This window comes from Paraburkholderia sp. J76, from assembly GCF_905220295.1.
Lineage (GTDB): Bacteria > Pseudomonadota > Gammaproteobacteria > Burkholderiales > Burkholderiaceae > Paraburkholderia.
The window spans coordinates 58,340-76,159 of the sequence record NZ_CAJMZJ010000016.1; the positions used below are offsets into that span (position 1 = coordinate 58,340).

Here is a 17,820-nt window from a genome sequence, read left to right on the forward strand (position 1 = left end):
CCCCGTTGCCAGGCGGCGCGGACAGTATTGCTGCGCCCGGCTGTTGTGCAACGCAGCAACCCTAGTGTACCCCAGCCCACGAAAACGTCCAGGCGCTTTCGAACATTTACGATGCGGATGCAACAACCGGCTCGGCCGACGCACCGTCGACCGCCGGATGTCCCGTTTCCTTCGCCATTTCCTGCTCGTGCTGCATGAGGTTCAAGCCCGTATGCACGAGCGCCACGTGCGAGAACGCCTGCGGGAAGTTGCCGACCAGCCGCCCCGCAATGGGGTCGTATTCCTCGGCGAGCAAACCCACGTCGTTGGCAAGCGACAGCAGGCGCTCGTACATCTGGCGTGCGTCGTCCATGCGGCCTTGCAGGGCGAGGTTGTCGACCATCCAGAAGCTGCACGCGAGGAAGGTGCCTTCCCCCGGCGGCAGTCCGTCGTTGAAGTCGGTGGTGCGATAGCGCATCACGAAGCCTTCGCACAGGAGGTCGCGCTCGATAGCCGCGACCGTGCCGGCGATGCGCGGATCCTGGGCAGGCAGGAAGCCGACCAGCGGCATGAGCAGCAGGCTCGCGTCGAGGTCGGTGCCGCCGTAGATCTGCGTGAAGGAATTCAGATCCTTGTTGAAGCTGCGCTCGCAGATGGTGGCGTGGATCGTCGAGCGCAGTTCGCGCCAGTGATCGAGCGGCCCCGGCAGGTCGAATTTTTCCGCCGATTTGATCGCGCGGTCGAACGCGACCCACGCCATCACCTTCGAAAACGTGAAATGCTGGCGGCCGCCGCGCGTTTCCCAGATGCCTTCGTCGGGCGCGGTCCAGATCGTCTCCAGATGTTCGAGCATCGCGCACTGGATCGACCATGCCGTGTCGTCGGCCTGGAGGCCGCCCACGCGCGCGAGGTGCAGTGCGTTCATGACTTCGCCGTACACGTCGAGCTGCAACTGGCCGACCGCGTTGTTGCCCACGCGCACCGGCTTCGCGCCTTCGTAGCCCGGCAGCCAGTCGAGTTCGAATTCGGGCAGACGGCGCTCGCCCGCGAGTCCGTACATGATCTGCAACTGCGAGGGCGAACCCGCCATCACGCGGCCGAGCCATGCGCGCCAGGCGCGCGCCTCGTCGTAGTAGCCGCCGCGCATCATCGCGAGCAGCGTGATGGTCGCGTCGCGCAGCCAGCAGTAGCGGTAGTCCCAGTTGCGCGTGCCGCCCAACTGTTCGGGCAGCGACGTGGTGGGCGCCGCGACGATGCCGCCCGTGGGCTCGTAGGCCAGCGCCTTGAGCGTGATGAGCGAGCGGCGGATCGGTTCGGCCCAGCGGCCTTCCACGGTGCTGCGCGAGGCCCATTCGGTCCAGAAGTTTTCGGTGCGGGCAAGCGCCGTGAACGGGTCGCGCGGCGGCGGCAGACGCAGGTGCGAAGCCGCATAGGAAAGCGAGAACGGCACGCGTTCGCCTTCTTTCACGTCGAACTGCGCGACCGTGTGCATGTTTTCGCCCTGGAGATCCACGGGCGTGCGCAGTACGACCGTGTCCGGGCCCACCGTCGCCTTGATGCCGCTCTCGTAGGTGAGGCGGCTCACCCACGGCACCGAAAAGCCATAGTCGAAGCGCAGCACGAAGTGGCTTTCCATGCGCACGGTGCCGCGCCGCCCCACGACGATGCGCACGAGTTCGGACCAGCCGTTGCCGGGCGGCATGAAGTCGATGAGCGTCACCGCGCCTTCGGGCGTTTCGAAATCGGTTTCGAGGATCAGCGTGTCGCCGCGATAGCGGCGCGTGGTCTTGATCTCGACTTTTGCGCCATCTTCCGGTTGCGCGGGCGCAATGAGCCAGCGGCCGTTTTCCTCGGTGCCGAGCAGGGCGGCGAAGCAGGCCCCCGAGTCGAAGCGCGGCCAGCAGAGCCAGTCGATGGAACCGGCGCGGGAAACTAGCGCGGCCGTGTGGCCGTCGCCGATCAATGCGTAGTCTTCAATGGGTGCGGGCATAGTAAGCAGATTGACAGCGTTGCTCGAAAACGAAGCCGCTCGCCGCGCGCGGGTCGCTGCGCGGGGCATGCACGCACAAGAGTAGTGGCAGGGGGGCTGCCAGCGCAATGCGTTTTGCGTGGCAGCACGTGCAAATACTCATCTCGCTTGCGTCAACATTGCGTCAGCAAACGTGAGCAAGCGTAAGCAGGCGGGTTACAGATGACCGCCCACGCCAAACAGCCCGATGATGCCGATGATGATCAGGTACAGCGCGACGATGTAATTGAGCAGGCGCGGCACGGCGAGAATCAGAATGCCTGCGATGAGCGCGACGAGCGGCCCGATGGCGACGTGAATGTTCATGACGGCTCCGTGGTTGCGGCGGGGTTTGAATCTTTGCGTCGATTCCCTGGTTGCTTCATTTTTCGCGCTCGTTTTCCGCGCGCTTGCCAGCGGGTTCGCGCTGCGCGCTTGCCGCGCGGGCGCTCGCGACCTCTCTTATACTGGCCCGGTGTCCCCGGCATCGACAAGAAAAAGGAGGTCGACATGTTCCCTCGCCGTGCTGTTGCAAACGCCGTGCCCGTGCCCTCCCGCTTATCTACCGGTGTGCGCCGGTCCGCGCGCGGACCCGCGCATCTCCTGACCCAGATCATCAAAGGTGTTGTCATCATGGCTTCCGTCGCCGCGACGCACGCGTTCGCGCAATCCGCTTCCACGACCGCGCCCGCGGGCGGTGTCTACAACCTGATCGTCGGCACCTATACGGGCGGCAAGAGCGAGGGCCTCTACGTCTACCACTTCGATACGCAGACGGGCGACATGCAGCAGGTCGGCGCGGCGAAGACGGTCAACCCGTCGTTTCTCGTGGTGAGCAAGGACAACCGCTTCGTCTACGCCGTGAACGAACTGCCGGGCGACAACGGTCCCGCGAGCCTGCGCGGCGACGTGAGCGCGTTCGGCTTCGACGCCCCAAGCGGTCAGCTCACGTTTCTCAACAAGGTTTCGGCGCAGGGCAACGATCCGTGCTACCTGAGCCTTTCGCCGGATGGGCGCTATCTGTTCGTGGCGAACTATTCGGTCGCCGCCGATCCGGGCGGCAGTTTCGCCGTCCTGCCCGTGCAGCAGGACGGCAAGCTCGGCGAGGCCGTGCTGACCGTGCATCACGAGGGCGGCGGCCCGGTGAAGGGGCGTCAGGACAACGCGCACGTGCACTCGACGGTGTTTTCGCCGGATGGGCGCTACCTCTTCACGCAGGATCTCGGCACCGACAAGCTCTGGACCTATCTCTATACGCCGGACGGCAGCCGCGGGCTCGTGAGCCCCGCCGAGTGGCGCTATACGGATGTGAAGTCAGGCAGCGGCCCGCGCCATCTGATCTTCGGCAATGACGGACGTCACGCGTATCTCACGAGCGAACTGGCTGCGACCGTGACCGTGTTTGCGTATCAGGATGGCCGCATGAAGCTGGAACAGGTGGAAAAACTGGCGGAGCCGGGCTTCAAGGGCGAGCAGGGCGCGGCGGCGCTGCATCTTTCGCCGGATGGCAAGTTCCTCTACGTCTCGAATCGCGGCGACGCCAACGACATCTCGATCTTCGCCGTCGATGGCGACAGCGGGAAACTGAAGCGCGTGGGGCGCCAGTCGAGCCTCGGGAAAGGGCCGCGCGAGTTCGCGATCGACCCGACGGGGCAGTGGCTCATCGTGGGCAACCAGAACAGCGATACCGCTTTCGTGTTCCGCCGCGATCAGCAAACGGGTCTTCTCGAGCCGAACCCGAAGCGCGTGGAGATCGGCTCGCCGGTCGATTTCAAGTTCGTCGCGCAGTGATGTCTCGATGAGGAAAGAAGGCGCGAAACGCACGGTTCGCGCCTTCTTTCATTCGGCCTGACCGCCGCCGGGCACGAGCACTTCGCGGCTGCCGTTGATGCCCATCGGCGAAACAAGACCGGCCGCTTCCATCTGCTCGACCAGGCGCGCGGCGCGGTTATAGCCGATGCGCAGTTGCCGCTGCACCGACGAGATCGACGCGCGTCGGGTACGCACGACGAAGGCCACGGCCTCGTCGTAGAGCGGGTCGGCTTCGGCCTCGGGCGAGTCGCCGAACAGATCCTGCGGTGCGCCCTCGCTTGCGGGGCCGTCGAGAATGCCTTCGACATACTCGGGCTCGCCGAACTGCTTCAGATACTCCACCACGGCGTGCACTTCCTCGTCGGCCACGAACGCCCCGTGCACGCGTTGCGGATACCCCGTGCCGGGCGGCAGAAACAGCATGTCGCCCTGGCCGAGCAGCGACTCCGCGCCCATCTGGTCGAGGATCGTGCGCGAGTCGATCTTCGACGACACCTGGAACGCCACGCGCGTCGGAATGTTCGCCTTGATGAGGCCCGTGATCACGTCCACCGAAGGGCGCTGCGTCGCGAGGATCAGGTGGATGCCGGCGGCGCGCGCCTTCTGCGCGAGACGCGCGATCAATTCCTCGATCTTCTTGCCCGCAACCATCATGAGGTCGGCAAGCTCGTCGATCACGACCACGATCATCGGCAGCGGCGAGAGCGGTTCGGGCGCTTCCGGCGTGAGCGAGAACGGGTTGCCGATCTTGCGCTCGTTTGCTTCGGCGTCGCGGATCTTCTGGTTGAAACCCGCGAGATTGCGCACGCCCACCGCCGACATCAGCCGGTAGCGTTTCTCCATTTCGCCCACGCACCAGTTGAGCGCGTTGGCGGCGAGCTTCATGTCGGTCACGACCGGCGCGAGCAGATGCGGAATGCCTTCGTAGACGGAAAGCTCGAGCATCTTCGGGTCGATCATGATGAGCCGCACGTCCTCGGGCGTCGCCTTGTAGAGGAGCGAAAGGATCATCGCGTTGATCGCCACCGACTTGCCCGAACCGGTCGTGCCGGCCACGAGCATGTGCGGCGCCTTGGCGAGGTCGGTGACGATCGGATGGCCGACGATGTCCTTGCCCATCGCGATCGTGAGTTTCGATTGCGAGCGATGGTACGGCGCCGATTCGAGAATCTCGGAGAGGCGGATCATCTGGCGGCGCGCGTTCGGCAATTCGAGGCCCATGCAGGTCTTGCCGGGAATCGTTTCGACCACGCGGATCGACGTGAGGCCGAGGCCGCGCGAAAGATCCTTCATCAAGCCCACGATCTGGCTGCCGCGCACGCCGAGCGCGGGTTCCACTTCGAAGCGCGTGATGACCGGGCCCGCCGAGGCGCCGACCACCGTCACGGGGACCTTGAACTCCTGGAGTCGCTGCTCGATGAGCTGGCTGGTTTCGGCGAGCTTCTGCTCGGAGACGGGCTCGATCTCGGACGATGCGCGTTCGAGGAGATCGAGTCCCGGCAGTTCGACCGCCGACGCGCTGAGCGGCTCGAACACGAAGGACGTGGGCGCGTGGCCGCGCACGGGAGCGCGCTGGGCTACGGGCTCGGGTGCTTCGATTGGTTCGATTGGTTCGATTGCTGCGGGTGGATCGATCGCTTCAGGCTCGGGCTCGAAGGCGGCACTCGCAGCGCCGTTTTCGGGCACGACGGCGGGGTAGGGCGCGGCAACGGGCATCGCAATGGGTATCGCAACGGGCGACGCGGGGTGCGGCGCGGACGTGACTGCGGCCGGCGCAGGACGGCTTTCCGGCTGCGGTTCGGCGACCCACGGCGGGGTTGCTGCCGCGCTAATGGCCGGCAGCGCCTCGGCCACTGCGTTTGCCGCCTCTCGCGCTTCTTCGAAAGACGCGGGGTGCGCATCGACGGGCGCGAAAGACTCGCTCGCCTTTTGCTGCGCCGCCGGCGAAGGCGCGGCGTCGAACGGGCTGCCGTGAGTGCCGTGCGCGGACTCGCCGCGGGTGGCTGCGTCAAGCGGTTGCTCGCCCTTGGGCGCTGCGTGATGCGCGAGCGTCACGATGTCGTCGGGCGATGCCTCGCGATCGAGGCGGGGGAAGTGCACGATGTTCGACGCAGCCGATGGGTCGAGCGGGGCGTGTGCGTCGTGCACCTCGCGGGATGCGGCGGGCGCGGGCGGTTCGGCCGGCGCGCTCGCTGCGCGCTCCTCCCCCTGCGCCATGGACGGCGTGAACGTGTAGAACGGCTCGGCGGCGGGCGTTTCGATGGGTGCGGCGGCCGGTTGGTCGTCGTCGAGCATGATCCACGGCATGCCGTGATCCAGCGTCGGCCAGGGCGACGGCGTTGCGGCCTCTGTCGCCATAGCCGGAACGGGCTCGACGCGCGGCGCTGCCTGCGTGGTTTCGTGCGCAGGCATCGGTTGCGCGGGCATCGGCGCGGGCGTCTCGACCGCGCTGACCGGATCCGGCTCGAATGGCGCGGGGCTGGGAGTTCCGGCAGCGCTGGGGGCGCCGTACGCGGCGTGCGCCTCCTCAGGCGAGTGCACGACCGGATTTGGTGAAACGTAGCCGTCGTCCTGCTGTTCGACCGGAGCAGGCGTTACGGGCGCCGCCGCTATCGAAATCTCCGGCGCGGCACTCGGGAACTGCGCGCGCGTCTCTTCCTCGCGGGCGGGCGTGCTTGCTTCATCGAGGGTGCGCCGTGCGAGGCTTGCGCCGGCGAGCGTCGTCCAGCGAGCGGCGTTTTCTTCGATCGAGCGCAAGGTTTCGAGCACGCTTGTCGAGAGCGGCCCTTCCGCTTGCGACGCGCCGGTCGGCGCAAGGCGCGAGTAAGCGGGCGTGGCGGGTGGCGTGTCGGCCAGTTGCGAGGCGAACGGCGCTAACGTCGCATTCCGCGGCGCCGTCATGGGTGGGCGCGGGTTCACGCGCGCGGGTTGCCCCTGCCAGACGTACGGCCGCGGCGGCTTCGCGACGCGCGGGGGCGCCGCGGCTGCGGCGCGCGCCGCCGTGCTGCCTGCCGCGGGCGGCGGTGCCGTGCGGCGCGGCATGACGGGTTGTGCGAACGGCGAAGTCAGCGGATCGAGCGGCGCCGGCGCTGAGCCGAACACGGCACTCCGCGCGGCGGCCGCGGCGGGAGCGGCCGCGATCGAAGTACCTTGCACCGCAGCCGAAGCCGCTCGCGCGCCGGCGCCAGCCATCGCGGCGGCCATGGCCGGGCGGGTTTGGCCCGGCTCGGCGCGCCGCGGGGCGTTGGGTTGCACGCCGAGGCCTGGCGCGCCCGCCACGTCTGAGACTGCGCTCGCGCCCCGCGCCGGCTGGCGGCGCGCATCGCCGATGGGCGTGCCTTGCGGCAACGGCGTGCGCAGCGGCTCCATCTGCGCTCGCGGCGTAGCCACAGGCGGCGTTTGCACCGGGGCACGCGTGCCGCGCAGCCAGTCGGCTGCTGCCGTCGGCTCGGTGCGCGCCCATGCCGCGGGGGGATCGGCGGGACCGCGCAAGGCCGGTTCGGCACGCCGCAACGCACTCTCCGCGAAAGCATCCTGTGCGGCGGCGACCGTCGACGCCGCGCCCAATCCCGCGGCCATTGCGCCCGTTGTACGCGAGTGATCGCGGCCTTCGCGTGCTTCGCGCGCCGGCGGCCGCCAGATCGTCGGCCGCTTGCGTCGCGCGCCGTCGCCCGGCATCGGCGGATTTACGGTGGCGGCGCTATGCGCGGGAAGTCCCTCATCCGATGCGGCGGCGCGGCGGCTGCGGCGTTCGCGGCGCGGACTGTCTTCGGTCTCGCGCGCGGGGCGGATGTTCAAGCCGAGCCCGAGCGAGATGTCGGCCCAGGCGAGGAATTCGCGCCAATGGAAGTCGAGCAGCCACGGCAAGCTCACGAGGAGGAGCCCCGTCATGGCGAGCGGCGCGGCGGCGTGGCCGATGAGTTTGCCGAGCCCGCCCGCAAGCGCATGCCCGAGCGCGTCGAAACCGGCGATGTCGATGAGCTTCGCTTCGAGTGCGCAGCTTGCGAGGAGCACGCCGGCGAAGCCGAGCCAGAGCCGGATCGTGCCGGGGCCGCGCAGGCCCGCGCCGCCCGGCAGCACGGACTTGACGAGACGCCAGATCAGAGGGATGAACCAGACGGCCGAAACGCCGAACCAGCCAGGAACTACCGTGTGCATGCCAAAGATGTACGTAGAGAAGGTGTGCGACGTGTGGAGTGTAACCGTTCGGCCCCGGCGCACCGCCATCCGCCCGAGGGCAGTGTTGCGCGTGGCCACGCGGGCGTTGCGCGCCCGACACGCCAAAGACCCTGCGCGCGCCGCTTTGGTTCGCGCGCAACAAAAAAAGAGCCGCGCCGGACAAGGGCGCGGCGGCTCATGCGCGCAGCGTTCACTGCGCCGGTTTGGCGTCGGAGGCGGCGCCCGGCGTCGAGGGCGGGCTGCCGCCTTGCTCGGCGCTTTGCGCGGCGAAAGTCAGGCGGTCGCCGTTTTCGAGCACGAGAAAGAGCGATTGCGGAGGGCGCATCTGCACGCCCGAGCGCGCGATGTGCGCGAGCGCTTCCAGATATGCGCCTTCGATGTCGCCGCCCGCGCCGATGCACGCCATGCGCGTGCCGCCGAGCTGGCTGAACGAGAGCAGGCCGTTCTTGAGCGTATAGGCGCCGAAATAGCGGTTGCAGCCCGAGAAACCGCTCGCGCGGCGTTGGCCGCTCTCGGTCGAGAGGTCGAGCGTGATGGGGCGCGCGTCGGGGTTCGCGGTGTTGCCGGCGTCGGCGTTCGGGCCCGGCACGGCGCGCAGCGTGCCGTCGGCGCGCTTCCACTCCGTGAGCTGCCAGTGCGTGTTGTCGAGCAGTTGCGTCGTGGCGGGATTGAACGGATCGGGCAGCGGCGCGGACGCGTCCGTGTGCACGGGCAGCTTGCATGCGCAAACCAGCAGGGCCGCGGCAACCATCGCCGTGCGCGAGGCGAGCTTTCGCGCGAATACGCCTCGGGCCGCGCGCGAATTCCCCGTCGGCGTCTGGCTTGCCGTCTGGCCCGGCATCTGGCTCGGCGTGTGGCTCAGCGTCTGGCTGATAGGCATCGCATCGTTCCTCGTAATCGGCGAAGGCGTAAGCGTAACGCACCGCGCTGCAGCATGCGAGCGCAAACGTGCGCGCCACGCGCCTGAAACGGGCGCTCGCGGGCGTCCCAAAGCGCCGCGCCGTGCCGATGCCGCGTGTTAACATCGGCGCTCTTACGCATTTGCGCCATACCGCCATTCCTGGAGACATCATGCAGACCCGCCCCCGCATCGGCACGCCGCTATCCGCTTCCGCCACCCGTGTCATGCTGCTGGGCGCAGGCGAGCTAGGCAAGGAAGTGATCATCGCGCTGCAGCGTCTCGGCGTTGAAGTGATCGCCGTCGATCGCTACGAAAACGCGCCGGGCCAGCAGGTCGCGCATCGCGCGCACGTGATCGACATGACCGATCCCACGGCGCTGCGCGCGCTCATCGACGCCGAACGCCCGCATCTCGTCGTGCCCGAAATCGAGGCGATCGCCACCGACGCTCTCGCCGCCGTCGAAGCCGAAGGCGTCGCCGAGGTGATCCCCACCGCGCGCGCCGCGCAACTCACGATGAATCGCGAGGGCATCCGGCGTCTGGCCGCCGAGGAACTCGGTCTCGCCACCTCGCCCTATGCCTTCGCCGATTCGCTCGACGAACTGAAGGCGGGCGTCGCCAAGGTCGGCTATCCGTGCGTGGTGAAGCCGGTGATGTCGTCCTCGGGCAAGGGGCAGTCGGTCGTGCGCAGCGAAGCCGACGTCGAGCGCGCCTGGGAATATGCGCTCGCGGGCGGCCGCGTGAATCGCGGGCGCGTGATCGTCGAAGGCTTCATCAACTTCGACTACGAGATCACGCAGTTGACCGTGCGAGCCGTCGATCCGGCGAGCGGCCAGGTGCAAACGTACTTCTGCGATCCGATCGGCCACCTTCAGGTAGACGGCGACTACGTCGAATCGTGGCAGCCGCAGCCGATGAGCGCGAAGGCGCTCGAACGCTCGCGCGAGATTTCGCACAAGGTCACCGAGGCGCTGGGCGGGCGCGGCCTGTTCGGCGTGGAACTGTTCGTGCGCGGCGACGAGGTATGGTTTTCCGAGGTGAGCCCGCGTCCGCACGACACGGGGCTCGTCACGCTCGCCTCGCAGCGCTTTTCCGAGTTCGAACTGCACGCGCGCGCGATCCTCGGCCTGCCCGTCGATACGACGGCGCGCGGTCCGGGCGCGTCGGCGGTGATTTACGGCGGCATGGACGCGCGCGGCATCGCGTTCGAAGGCGTAGCGCAGGCGCTGGCCGTGCCGGGCGCGGATCTGCGCCTCTTCGGCAAGCCCGAGAGCTTCGTGAAGCGCCGCATGGGCGTGGCGCTCGCCACGGGCGCCGACACCGGCGAGGCCCGCTCGCGCGCCCGCGAAGCGGCGGCGGCGGTGCGTCCCGTGCCGGGCGGCGCAGCACAAGGAGAACACCATGATCGATGATCGGAGCGGCGCAATCCGCCTTTGCGGCGCGCTCGCGCTGGCCGCGTGCGGTCTTGCCGCCGCGCTGCACGCGAGCGCGGCGAGCGCCGCCTCGCTCGAAGTGCGCGACATCCAGGTGCAATCGCGCCACACGTTCAGCTACACCTGCGCGAACAGCAAGACCTTCAAGGTCACCTATTTCAATGCGGCCAACGGCCAGAGTTTCGCGCTCGTGCCGGTGGATGGCCGCAAGCTTCTTTTCGTCGGCGTGATCGCGGCTTCGGGCGTGAAGTACGTCGCCGACCGCTACACGTGGTGGACCAAGGGGCCCGGCGCGGATCTCTACGACGTCACGTCGGACGCGAGCCCGAAACCGGTGCTCCGGGGCTGCGCAACCATCATGCGCTAGGGCCGGACGCACGCTTCACTGCAGATTCCGCCTTGCGGGAGTAACCTGTCGGCCTGTTCGCGAAGGCCGGCCGCCGCCCGCGCCGCCGGCCCCGCGCTTGCTAGCGAGGTGGTCGATGAAAGCATCGGATCTGTTCGTGAAGGCGCTGGAAGCCGAAGGCGTCGAGTATGTGTTCGGTATTCCGGGGGAAGAGAACCTCGATCTGCTCGAATCGCTGCGGCGCTCGAAGATTCGTCTGATCGTCACGCGCCACGAGCAGGCCGCGGGCTTCATGGCTGCCACTTACGGAAGGCTGACGGGTCGCACCGGCGTGTGTCTGGCCACGCTCGGGCCCGGCGCCACCAACTTCGTGACCGCCGCGGCCTACGCGCAGCTAGGCGGCATGCCCATGCTGATGGTCACGGGCCAGAAGCCAATCAAGTCGAGCAAGCAGGGCCACTTTCAGATCGTCGACGTCGTGCGCATGATGGAGCCGCTCACCAAGTACGCGCGGCAGATCGTCTCCATCGGCAATATTCCGGCGCTCGTGCGCGAGGCGTTTCGTCAGGCCGAGCAGGAGCGGCCCGGCGCCGTGCATCTCGAACTGCCCGAGGACGTGGCCGACGAAGAGGGCGACGGCAAGCCCATTCCCAAGAGTTACAGCCGCCGCCCCGTGGCCGAGGAAAAGGCCGTCGCGCATGCGGTCGGGGCGATCTGCGAGGCGCGCCATCCGCTGCTCATGATCGGCGCGGGGGGCAATCGCAAGACCACGCGCAACGTGCTGCGCGAATTCGTCGACGAAACCGGCATCCCGTTTTTCACCACGCAGATGGGCAAGGGCGTGATCGACGAGTCGCATCCGCTGTGGCTCGGCAACGCCACGCTCTCGGACGGCGACTTCGTGCACCGCGCGATCGAGCACGCCGACTGCATCATCAACGTCGGCCACGACGTGATCGAAAAGCCGCCGTTTTTCATGCGCAGCGCGGAAGAGAAAACCGTCATCCACGTGAATTTTCTCGGCGCGGAAGTCGACCCCGTGTATTTCCCGCAGATCGAAGTGGTGGGCGACATCGCCAACGCGGTGTGGCAACTGAAAACGCAGCTCAAGGAGGCGCTCAAACCGCGCGAGCATGCGTGGGACTTCGCGCGCTTCGAGGAGATCAAGCGCCATTTCGAGGCGCATCTCGCCAAGGGGCAGCACGACGAGCGCTTCCCGATGTATCCCGTGCGGCTCGTGCACGACGTGTACGGGGCGATGCCCGAGGACGGCATCCTGTGCCTCGACAACGGCATGTACAAGATCTGGTTCGCGCGCTACTACCGCGCGCGCGAGCCCAATTCGATCCTGCTCGACAACGCGCTCGCCTCCATGGGCGCCGGGCTGCCCTCGGCCATCGCCACGAAGATCGTGCATCCGCAGCGCAAGGTCGTGGCCGTGTGCGGCGACGGCGGCTTCATGATGAATTCGCAGGAACTGGAGACGGCGGTGCGCATGAAGCTCGATCTCGTCGTGCTGCTGCTGCGCGACGACGCGTTCGGCATGATCCGCTGGAAGCAGGAGAACATGAATTTTCCCGACTACGGGATGACGCTGCAGAACCCCGATTTCGTCGACTATGCGCGCAGCTACGGCGCGCATGGCCACCGCGTGGAGTCGGCGGACGCACTCAGGCCGCTCGTCGAGCAATGTCTCGGCCAGCCCGGCGTGCACGTGATCGACGTGCCCATCGACTATTCGGACAACGAGCGCGTGCTCAATCGCGATATCAAGCGCCTGAGCGCGCAGCTTTGACGCTGTCATTACGGAGAACCCGTCATGCTCAAACCGACTTATCCGTATTACCTCGCCAACGAGGCCGTCGCCGCCAACACCGACCTCGAAGTCACCGACAAATACAGCGGCGAAGTCGCCACGCGCGTCGCGCTCGCCGACGCGAAAGCGATCGACAAGGCCATCGCGGCGGCCGAAGCGGCGATGCCCGCCATGCGCGCGTTCCCGCCGTACAAGCGCCAGGCCGTGATCGATCATTGCGTGGCGCGGTTTCGCGAGCGCTTCGACGAACTGGCCATGGCGCTGTGCATCGAGGCGGGCAAACCCATCAACGATTCGCGCGGCGAGGCCACGCGCCTGATCGACACGTTCCGCGTGGCAGCGGAAGAGAGCGTGCGCATCGACGGCGAGATCGTGAATCTCGAGATTTCGGCGCGCGCGAAGGGCTATCACGGTTACGTGAAGCGCGTGCCGATCGGGCCGTGTTCGTTCATCTCGCCGTTCAATTTCCCGCTCAACCTCGCTGCGCACAAGGTCGCGCCCGCGCTCGCCGCAGGCGTGCCGTTCGTGTTGAAGCCCGCGAGCCGCACGCCCGTGGGCGCGCTGATCATCGGCGACGTGCTGGCGGAAACCGACCTGCCCAAGGGCGCGTTCTCGATCCTGCCCGCGCACCGCGACGGCGCCGACCTCTTCACCACCGACGAGCGTTTCAAGCTGCTCTCGTTCACGGGCTCGCCGGGGGTTGGCTGGGACCTCAAGAAGAAGGCCGGCAAGAAGAAAGTGATTCTGGAACTGGGCGGCAACGCGGCCGCCATCGTCGACGGCGATCAGGGCGGCAAGCTCGATTACGTCGTCGACCGGCTTGCGTTCGGCGCGTACTACCAGTCGGGGCAAAGCTGCATCGGCGTGCAGCGCATTCTCGTGCATGCGTCGATTTACGACGCGCTGCGCGAAAAGCTCATCGCCAAGGTCAAGACGCTCAAGATGGGCGATCCGAAAGACGAGAAAACCTTTGTCGGCCCGATGATCTCGGAGTCCGAGTCGAAGCGCCTCGCGGGCTGGATGGAAAGCGCGGTGCTCGCGGGCGCGAAGATCGTGGCGGGCGGCACGGTGGACGGCGCGATGTTCGAGGCCACGCTGCTCGAAGACGTGCGCCGCGACACCGATCTCTATCGCAAGGAGGCGTTCGGGCCGGTCGCGATCCTGGAGCGCTTCGACGACTTCGGCAAGGCGCTCGACATCGTCAACGACAGCGACTTCGGCCTGCAGGCCGGCGTGTTCACTGATTCGCTCGCCAACGCGCACCGCGCATGGGACGCGCTTGAAGTGGGCGGCGTGGTGATCAACGACGTTCCGTCATTTCGCGTGGATAACATGCCGTACGGCGGCGTGAAGGACTCGGGCCTCGGACGCGAAGGCGTGCGCTACGCGATCGAGGATATGACCGAGCTGCGGCTGATGGTGGTGCGCGAGACGTGGTGAATCCGGCGCGCCTTGAAAAAAGGTCGCGATGTTTCGCCGCATGGCGCGCGGGTTCTTCCCGTGCGCCGCGTTGCAGAACGCATGGCCTGCTGCCATAGGGATTTATGCCAAGGTGCTACAATACCGGCCTTTCGGCCCTTTGCGCCTGCCGCAAAGGGCGAGTGGAACGCCGGCGGCGGGCGGCAATGAGCCGCCCCAAGGCTTGATGACCTGGCCTGAAACGCCGATCGAGCCGTTTGACCCATCCGGTGCAGCCGGTCAATAGATCAGGACGTAGACCAGGACGGCGCCGGAACCATCTGGAATCGAGCGAGTCTGGCTGGTGTAACACCGAGCGAGCGCGGCAAGGAGCCAGCGCCCCGTCCCCGGCAGATTCTCCCGTCGTCCACGGGCGGTCCCGTCGCCGCAGGGCGCCCGATTGTTGTCCGGCGCCTTTGCATCGACCTGCAATGCCCAGCAGTGACCTTTTGAGGCGCTCCCGCGCCTTGCGCGAATAGCGCCTTTATAGCGAAGCCACCATGTCCGACACAGCCGTCACGCCCAGCACTGCGAACTTTGACCAGTTTGGTCTGGCCCCCGAAATTCTCCGGGCCGTCAAGGAGCAGGGCTACACGACGCCCACGCCGATCCAGGCGCAGGCGATTCCCGTGGTGCTCACGGGCCGCGACGTGATGGGCGCCGCGCAAACCGGCACGGGCAAAACGGCGAGCTTCTCGCTGCCGATCCTGCAACGTCTCCTGCCGATGGCGAGCACGAGCGCGTCGCCCGCCCGCCATCCGGTGCGCGCGCTGATTCTCACGCCCACGCGCGAGCTGGCCGACCAGGTCGCCAACAACGTGCGCACTTACGCGCAGCACACGCCGCTGCGCAGCGCGGTGGTGTTCGGCGGCGTCGACATGAATCCGCAATCGGACGAACTGCGCCGCGGCGTGGAAATCCTGATCGCGACGCCTGGCCGCCTGCTCGACCACGTGCAGCAAAAGACCACGAGCCTCGGGCAAGTGCAGATGCTCGTGCTCGACGAAGCCGACCGCATGCTCGACATGGGCTTTCTGCCCGACCTGCAGCGCATCTTGAACCTGCTGCCGAAGGAGCGCCAGACGCTGCTCTTCTCCGCCACGTTCTCCGGCGAGATCAAGAAGCTTGCTGCGACTTATCTGCGCACGCCGCAGACCATCGAGGTCGCGCGTAGCAATTCCACGGCGACCAACGTCACCCAGGTCGTGTACGAAGTCGCCGAGGGCGACAAGACCGGCGCGGTCGTTCAGTTGATCCGCGACCGCGGCCTGAAACAGGTGATCGTGTTCTGCAACAGCAAGATCGGCGCGAGCCGCCTTGCGCGCCAGATCGAGAAGCAGGGCATCGTCGCGTCGGCGATTCACGGCGACCGCTCGCAGAGCGAGCGCATGCAGGCGCTCGACGCGTTCAAGCGCGGCGAAATCGAAGCGCTTGTCGCGACGGACGTGGCCGCGCGCGGCCTCGACATCGCCGAACTGCCCGCCGTCATCAACTTCGACCTGCCTTTCAACGCCGAAGACTACGTGCACCGCATCGGCCGTACGGGCCGCGCGGGCGCCTCGGGCGATGCGCTGTCGCTGTGCAGTCCGAACGAAAAGAAGCAGCTTGCCGATATCGAGAAGCTCATCAAGCGTCCGCTGACCGTGGAGCGCCTGGTAGTCGACGTGCCGGTGCCGCATCACGAAGGCGGCAGCCGCCGGCGCGAGCGTGACGGCCATGAAGGGCGGGGTGAGCGTGGCGAGCGCGGCACGCACCGCCGCGCGGCGTCGTTCGACCGCCCGCATCATCATCGCTCGCAGCCCATCGACGATTTTTTCCTGAAGCCGTACGAGCCCTCGGCGAATGCGCGCAGCAAGGCCGAAGACACCCCGGCGAACGCCGCGCCGCAAAAGCCGCAGTCGAAGCAGCCGCTCGCGGCGCTGCTGGGCGGCCTCGGGTCGTCGTGGCGCAACAAGCCGACGTCGTCTTCGTCGAATTGAGTTTGGGCGCGCGAAGCATCGCGCGGCGCAACGATAAAACGGCATGTCGCCTGCAACGACATGCCGTTTTTGCTTATGCGGCCGGCAATTGCGCGAGCCGCCGCTTCCATGCGCCGATCGCATCTCTCTGGAACGCTGCGAGCGTAGCGGGCGTGCGTTCGGGCAATTCGAGGTCCAGATGCCGGGCTGCGGCCATCAGTGCTTCCAGCGGGCGCGAGACATCGAGCGCTTGCGCCCCGGTCTGCTTCGAGAGCTTTTCCCCTTCCGCGTTTGCCACGACAGGCACGTGCAGATACGCGGGCGTTGGCACGCCAAGACACTGCTGGAGCCAGATTTGCCGCGCCGTGGAGTCGAGCAGGTCCGCGCCGCGCACCACGTGCGTGATGCGCTGTTCGGCGTCGTCCACGACCACGGCGAGCTGGTAGGCCCATTGGCCGTCCGCGCGCAGCAGCACGAAGTCGCCGACCTCGGTCGCGAGATCCTGGCGCTGCGGGCCCTGCCAGCGATCGTCGAAGCGGATCAATGCGGATTTATCGTCAGGCACACGCAGCCGCCACGCGCGAGCGGGCTTGCCGTGCAGGCCGTCGCGACAGGTGCCCGGATAGATCAGCGTGGTGTTGCGCTGGTGCGCGCGCAGTTGAGAGTCGGCGATCTCCTTGCGCGTGCAGCCGCACGGGTAGACATGGCCAGAGGCTATCAGCCGGTCGAGCGCCGCGCGGTACAGATCGGTGCGGCGGCTCTGCCATTCGGGCGCTTCGTCGGCGTGAAAGCCGAAGGCCGCGAGCGTCGCGAGAATGTCCTCGGCCGCGCCCGGCACGGTGCGCGGCCCGTCGATGTCTTCCACCCGCACGAGCCACGCGCCGCCGTGCGCTCGCGCGTCGAGCCAGCTTGCGAGCGCCGAAACGAGCGAGCCGAAATGCAGCGGGCCAGTGGGCGAAGGCGCGAAGCGCCCTCGATATCCTTGCGGCGATGCGCTCACGCGCGCGGCCTGCGCAACGGCTTATGCAACATTACGCAGCGGCCTGGACCGCCGGCGCGGCATCCGTCGCGCCGGCGCGCTCGGGATGGCACGCCGGGCAGCTCGTGCCCGCCACGTAGAGCGGCGAAGCCTGCTCTTGTGGCGTGACGACGGCGCGGCACGCGAAGCACTGCACGGTGTCCGTCGGCTGGAGTTGCGGATTGAGCGCGGTGCGCTGGTCGAACACGAAGCAGTCGCCGGTGTAGTGCGCGCCGCCCACTTCCTCGAAATACTTGAGAATGCCGCCTTCGAGCTGGTACACGTGCTCGATGCCCACTTCCTTCATGTGGATGGCCGCCTTTTCGCAGCGAATGCCGCCCGTGCAGAACGACACGATCGTCTTGCCTTCGAGGTCGGCGCGGTTCGCCTCGATCACGCCGGGGAATTCGCTGAACTTGTCGATGCGGTAGTCGAGCGCCTTGTCGAACGTGCCGACGTCGATTTCGAACGCGTTGCGCGTGTCGAGCATGACGACGGGGCGGCCCGCGTCGTCGAAGCCGCGATCGAGCCATTGCTTGAGCACGACGGGCGCGACTGACGGCGCGCGCCCTTCCTCGGGGCGAATGGCGGGCTTCTTCATCGTGATGATCTCGCGCTTCAGGCGCACGAGCATGCGGTTGAAGGGACGCGTTTCGGAGAAGCTTTCCTTGAACCGCAGCGTCGCGAACTTGCCCTCGAAGAGCGGGTCGTGATTGATGTAGTTCATGAAGGCGCGCACGTTGCCTTCATCGCCGGCGACGAACAGGTTGATGCCTTCCGGCGCGAGCAGGATCGTGCCCCGCAAATCGAGCGACTTGCAGCGATCGAGCACGAGCGGGCGCCATTCTGCGGTCTTGTCAAGCGTGGCGAACTGGTAAGCGGAGAGATTGAGGATACGCATGGTGCAACTGG

Annotated in this window: 12 protein-coding genes; 6 read left to right on the forward strand and 6 right to left on the reverse strand. The window is 67.3% G+C overall.

Annotated elements, in window-relative coordinates; all coding sequences use genetic code 11:
• Positions 1-106 precede the first annotated feature (106 nt).
• Together U5768_RS26245 and U5768_RS26250 are read right to left on the reverse strand one after the other, a co-directional pair.
• Complete coding sequence (locus U5768_RS26245; protein WP_322033298.1) at positions 107-1,969, reverse strand: glycoside hydrolase family 15 protein; 1,863 nt, start codon at positions 1,967-1,969, stop codon at positions 107-109.
• A 195-nt stretch (positions 1,970-2,164) separates the two neighbouring features.
• Positions 2,165-2,314, reverse strand: a complete 150-nt coding sequence (locus U5768_RS26250; protein ID WP_091998393.1) for a DUF3096 domain-containing protein — start codon at positions 2,312-2,314, stop codon at positions 2,165-2,167.
• Positions 2,315-2,620: 306 nt separating this feature from the next.
• Here U5768_RS26250 and U5768_RS26255 point away from each other — a divergent pair, with 306 nt between their 5' ends.
• The gene (locus tag U5768_RS26255; protein WP_322033299.1) at positions 2,621-3,778 is read left to right on the forward strand and encodes a lactonase family protein; all 1,158 of its coding nucleotides are present in this window, start codon (positions 2,621-2,623) and stop codon (positions 3,776-3,778) included.
• 48 nt (positions 3,779-3,826) lie between these two features.
• On the opposite strand, the gene U5768_RS26260 is transcribed toward U5768_RS26255, so the two are convergent.
• Positions 3,827-7,957, reverse strand: coding sequence for an FtsK/SpoIIIE family DNA translocase (locus tag U5768_RS26260; protein WP_322033300.1), 4,131 nt, complete (start codon positions 7,955-7,957; stop codon positions 3,827-3,829).
• Between the two features lie 211 nt (positions 7,958-8,168).
• Positions 8,169-8,858 (reverse strand): META domain-containing protein, encoded by a 690-nt coding sequence (locus U5768_RS26265; protein WP_415913976.1) that lies wholly within the window; start codon positions 8,856-8,858, stop codon positions 8,169-8,171.
• 191 nt (positions 8,859-9,049) lie between these two features.
• Between U5768_RS26265 and purT the strand changes: the two genes are divergently transcribed.
• The 5 genes from purT (at position 9,050) to U5768_RS26290 (ending at position 15,911) form a co-directional block, all read left to right on the forward strand.
• Complete coding sequence (gene purT / locus U5768_RS26270) at positions 9,050-10,291, forward strand: formate-dependent phosphoribosylglycinamide formyltransferase (protein ID WP_322033301.1); 1,242 nt, start codon at positions 9,050-9,052, stop codon at positions 10,289-10,291.
• Positions 10,281-10,679 (forward strand): MliC family protein, encoded by a 399-nt coding sequence (locus tag U5768_RS26275; RefSeq protein ID WP_322033302.1) that lies wholly within the window; start codon positions 10,281-10,283, stop codon positions 10,677-10,679. The genes purT and U5768_RS26275 overlap by 11 nt, the downstream gene beginning before the upstream one ends.
• A gap of 115 nt (positions 10,680-10,794) precedes the next feature.
• The gene (locus U5768_RS26280) at positions 10,795-12,453 is read left to right on the forward strand and encodes an acetolactate synthase large subunit (protein WP_322033303.1); all 1,659 of its coding nucleotides are present in this window, start codon (positions 10,795-10,797) and stop codon (positions 12,451-12,453) included.
• A gap of 24 nt (positions 12,454-12,477) precedes the next feature.
• Positions 12,478-13,914: an aldehyde dehydrogenase family protein gene (locus U5768_RS26285; RefSeq protein ID WP_322033304.1), complete on the forward strand. Its 1,437-nt coding sequence runs from the start codon at positions 12,478-12,480 to the stop codon at positions 13,912-13,914.
• A 518-nt stretch (positions 13,915-14,432) separates the two neighbouring features.
• Complete coding sequence (locus U5768_RS26290) at positions 14,433-15,911, forward strand: DEAD/DEAH box helicase (protein ID WP_322033305.1); 1,479 nt, start codon at positions 14,433-14,435, stop codon at positions 15,909-15,911.
• 73 nt (positions 15,912-15,984) lie between these two features.
• Here the strand turns inward: U5768_RS26290 and gluQRS are convergent, their stop codons facing one another.
• Complete coding sequence (gluQRS, locus tag U5768_RS26295) at positions 15,985-16,890, reverse strand: tRNA glutamyl-Q(34) synthetase GluQRS (RefSeq protein WP_322033306.1); 906 nt, start codon at positions 16,888-16,890, stop codon at positions 15,985-15,987.
• A gap of 31 nt (positions 16,891-16,921) precedes the next feature.
• Complete coding sequence (locus U5768_RS26300) at positions 16,922-17,809, reverse strand: sulfurtransferase (protein ID WP_322033307.1); 888 nt, start codon at positions 17,807-17,809, stop codon at positions 16,922-16,924.
• Between the last annotated feature and the right edge of the window lie 11 nt (positions 17,810-17,820).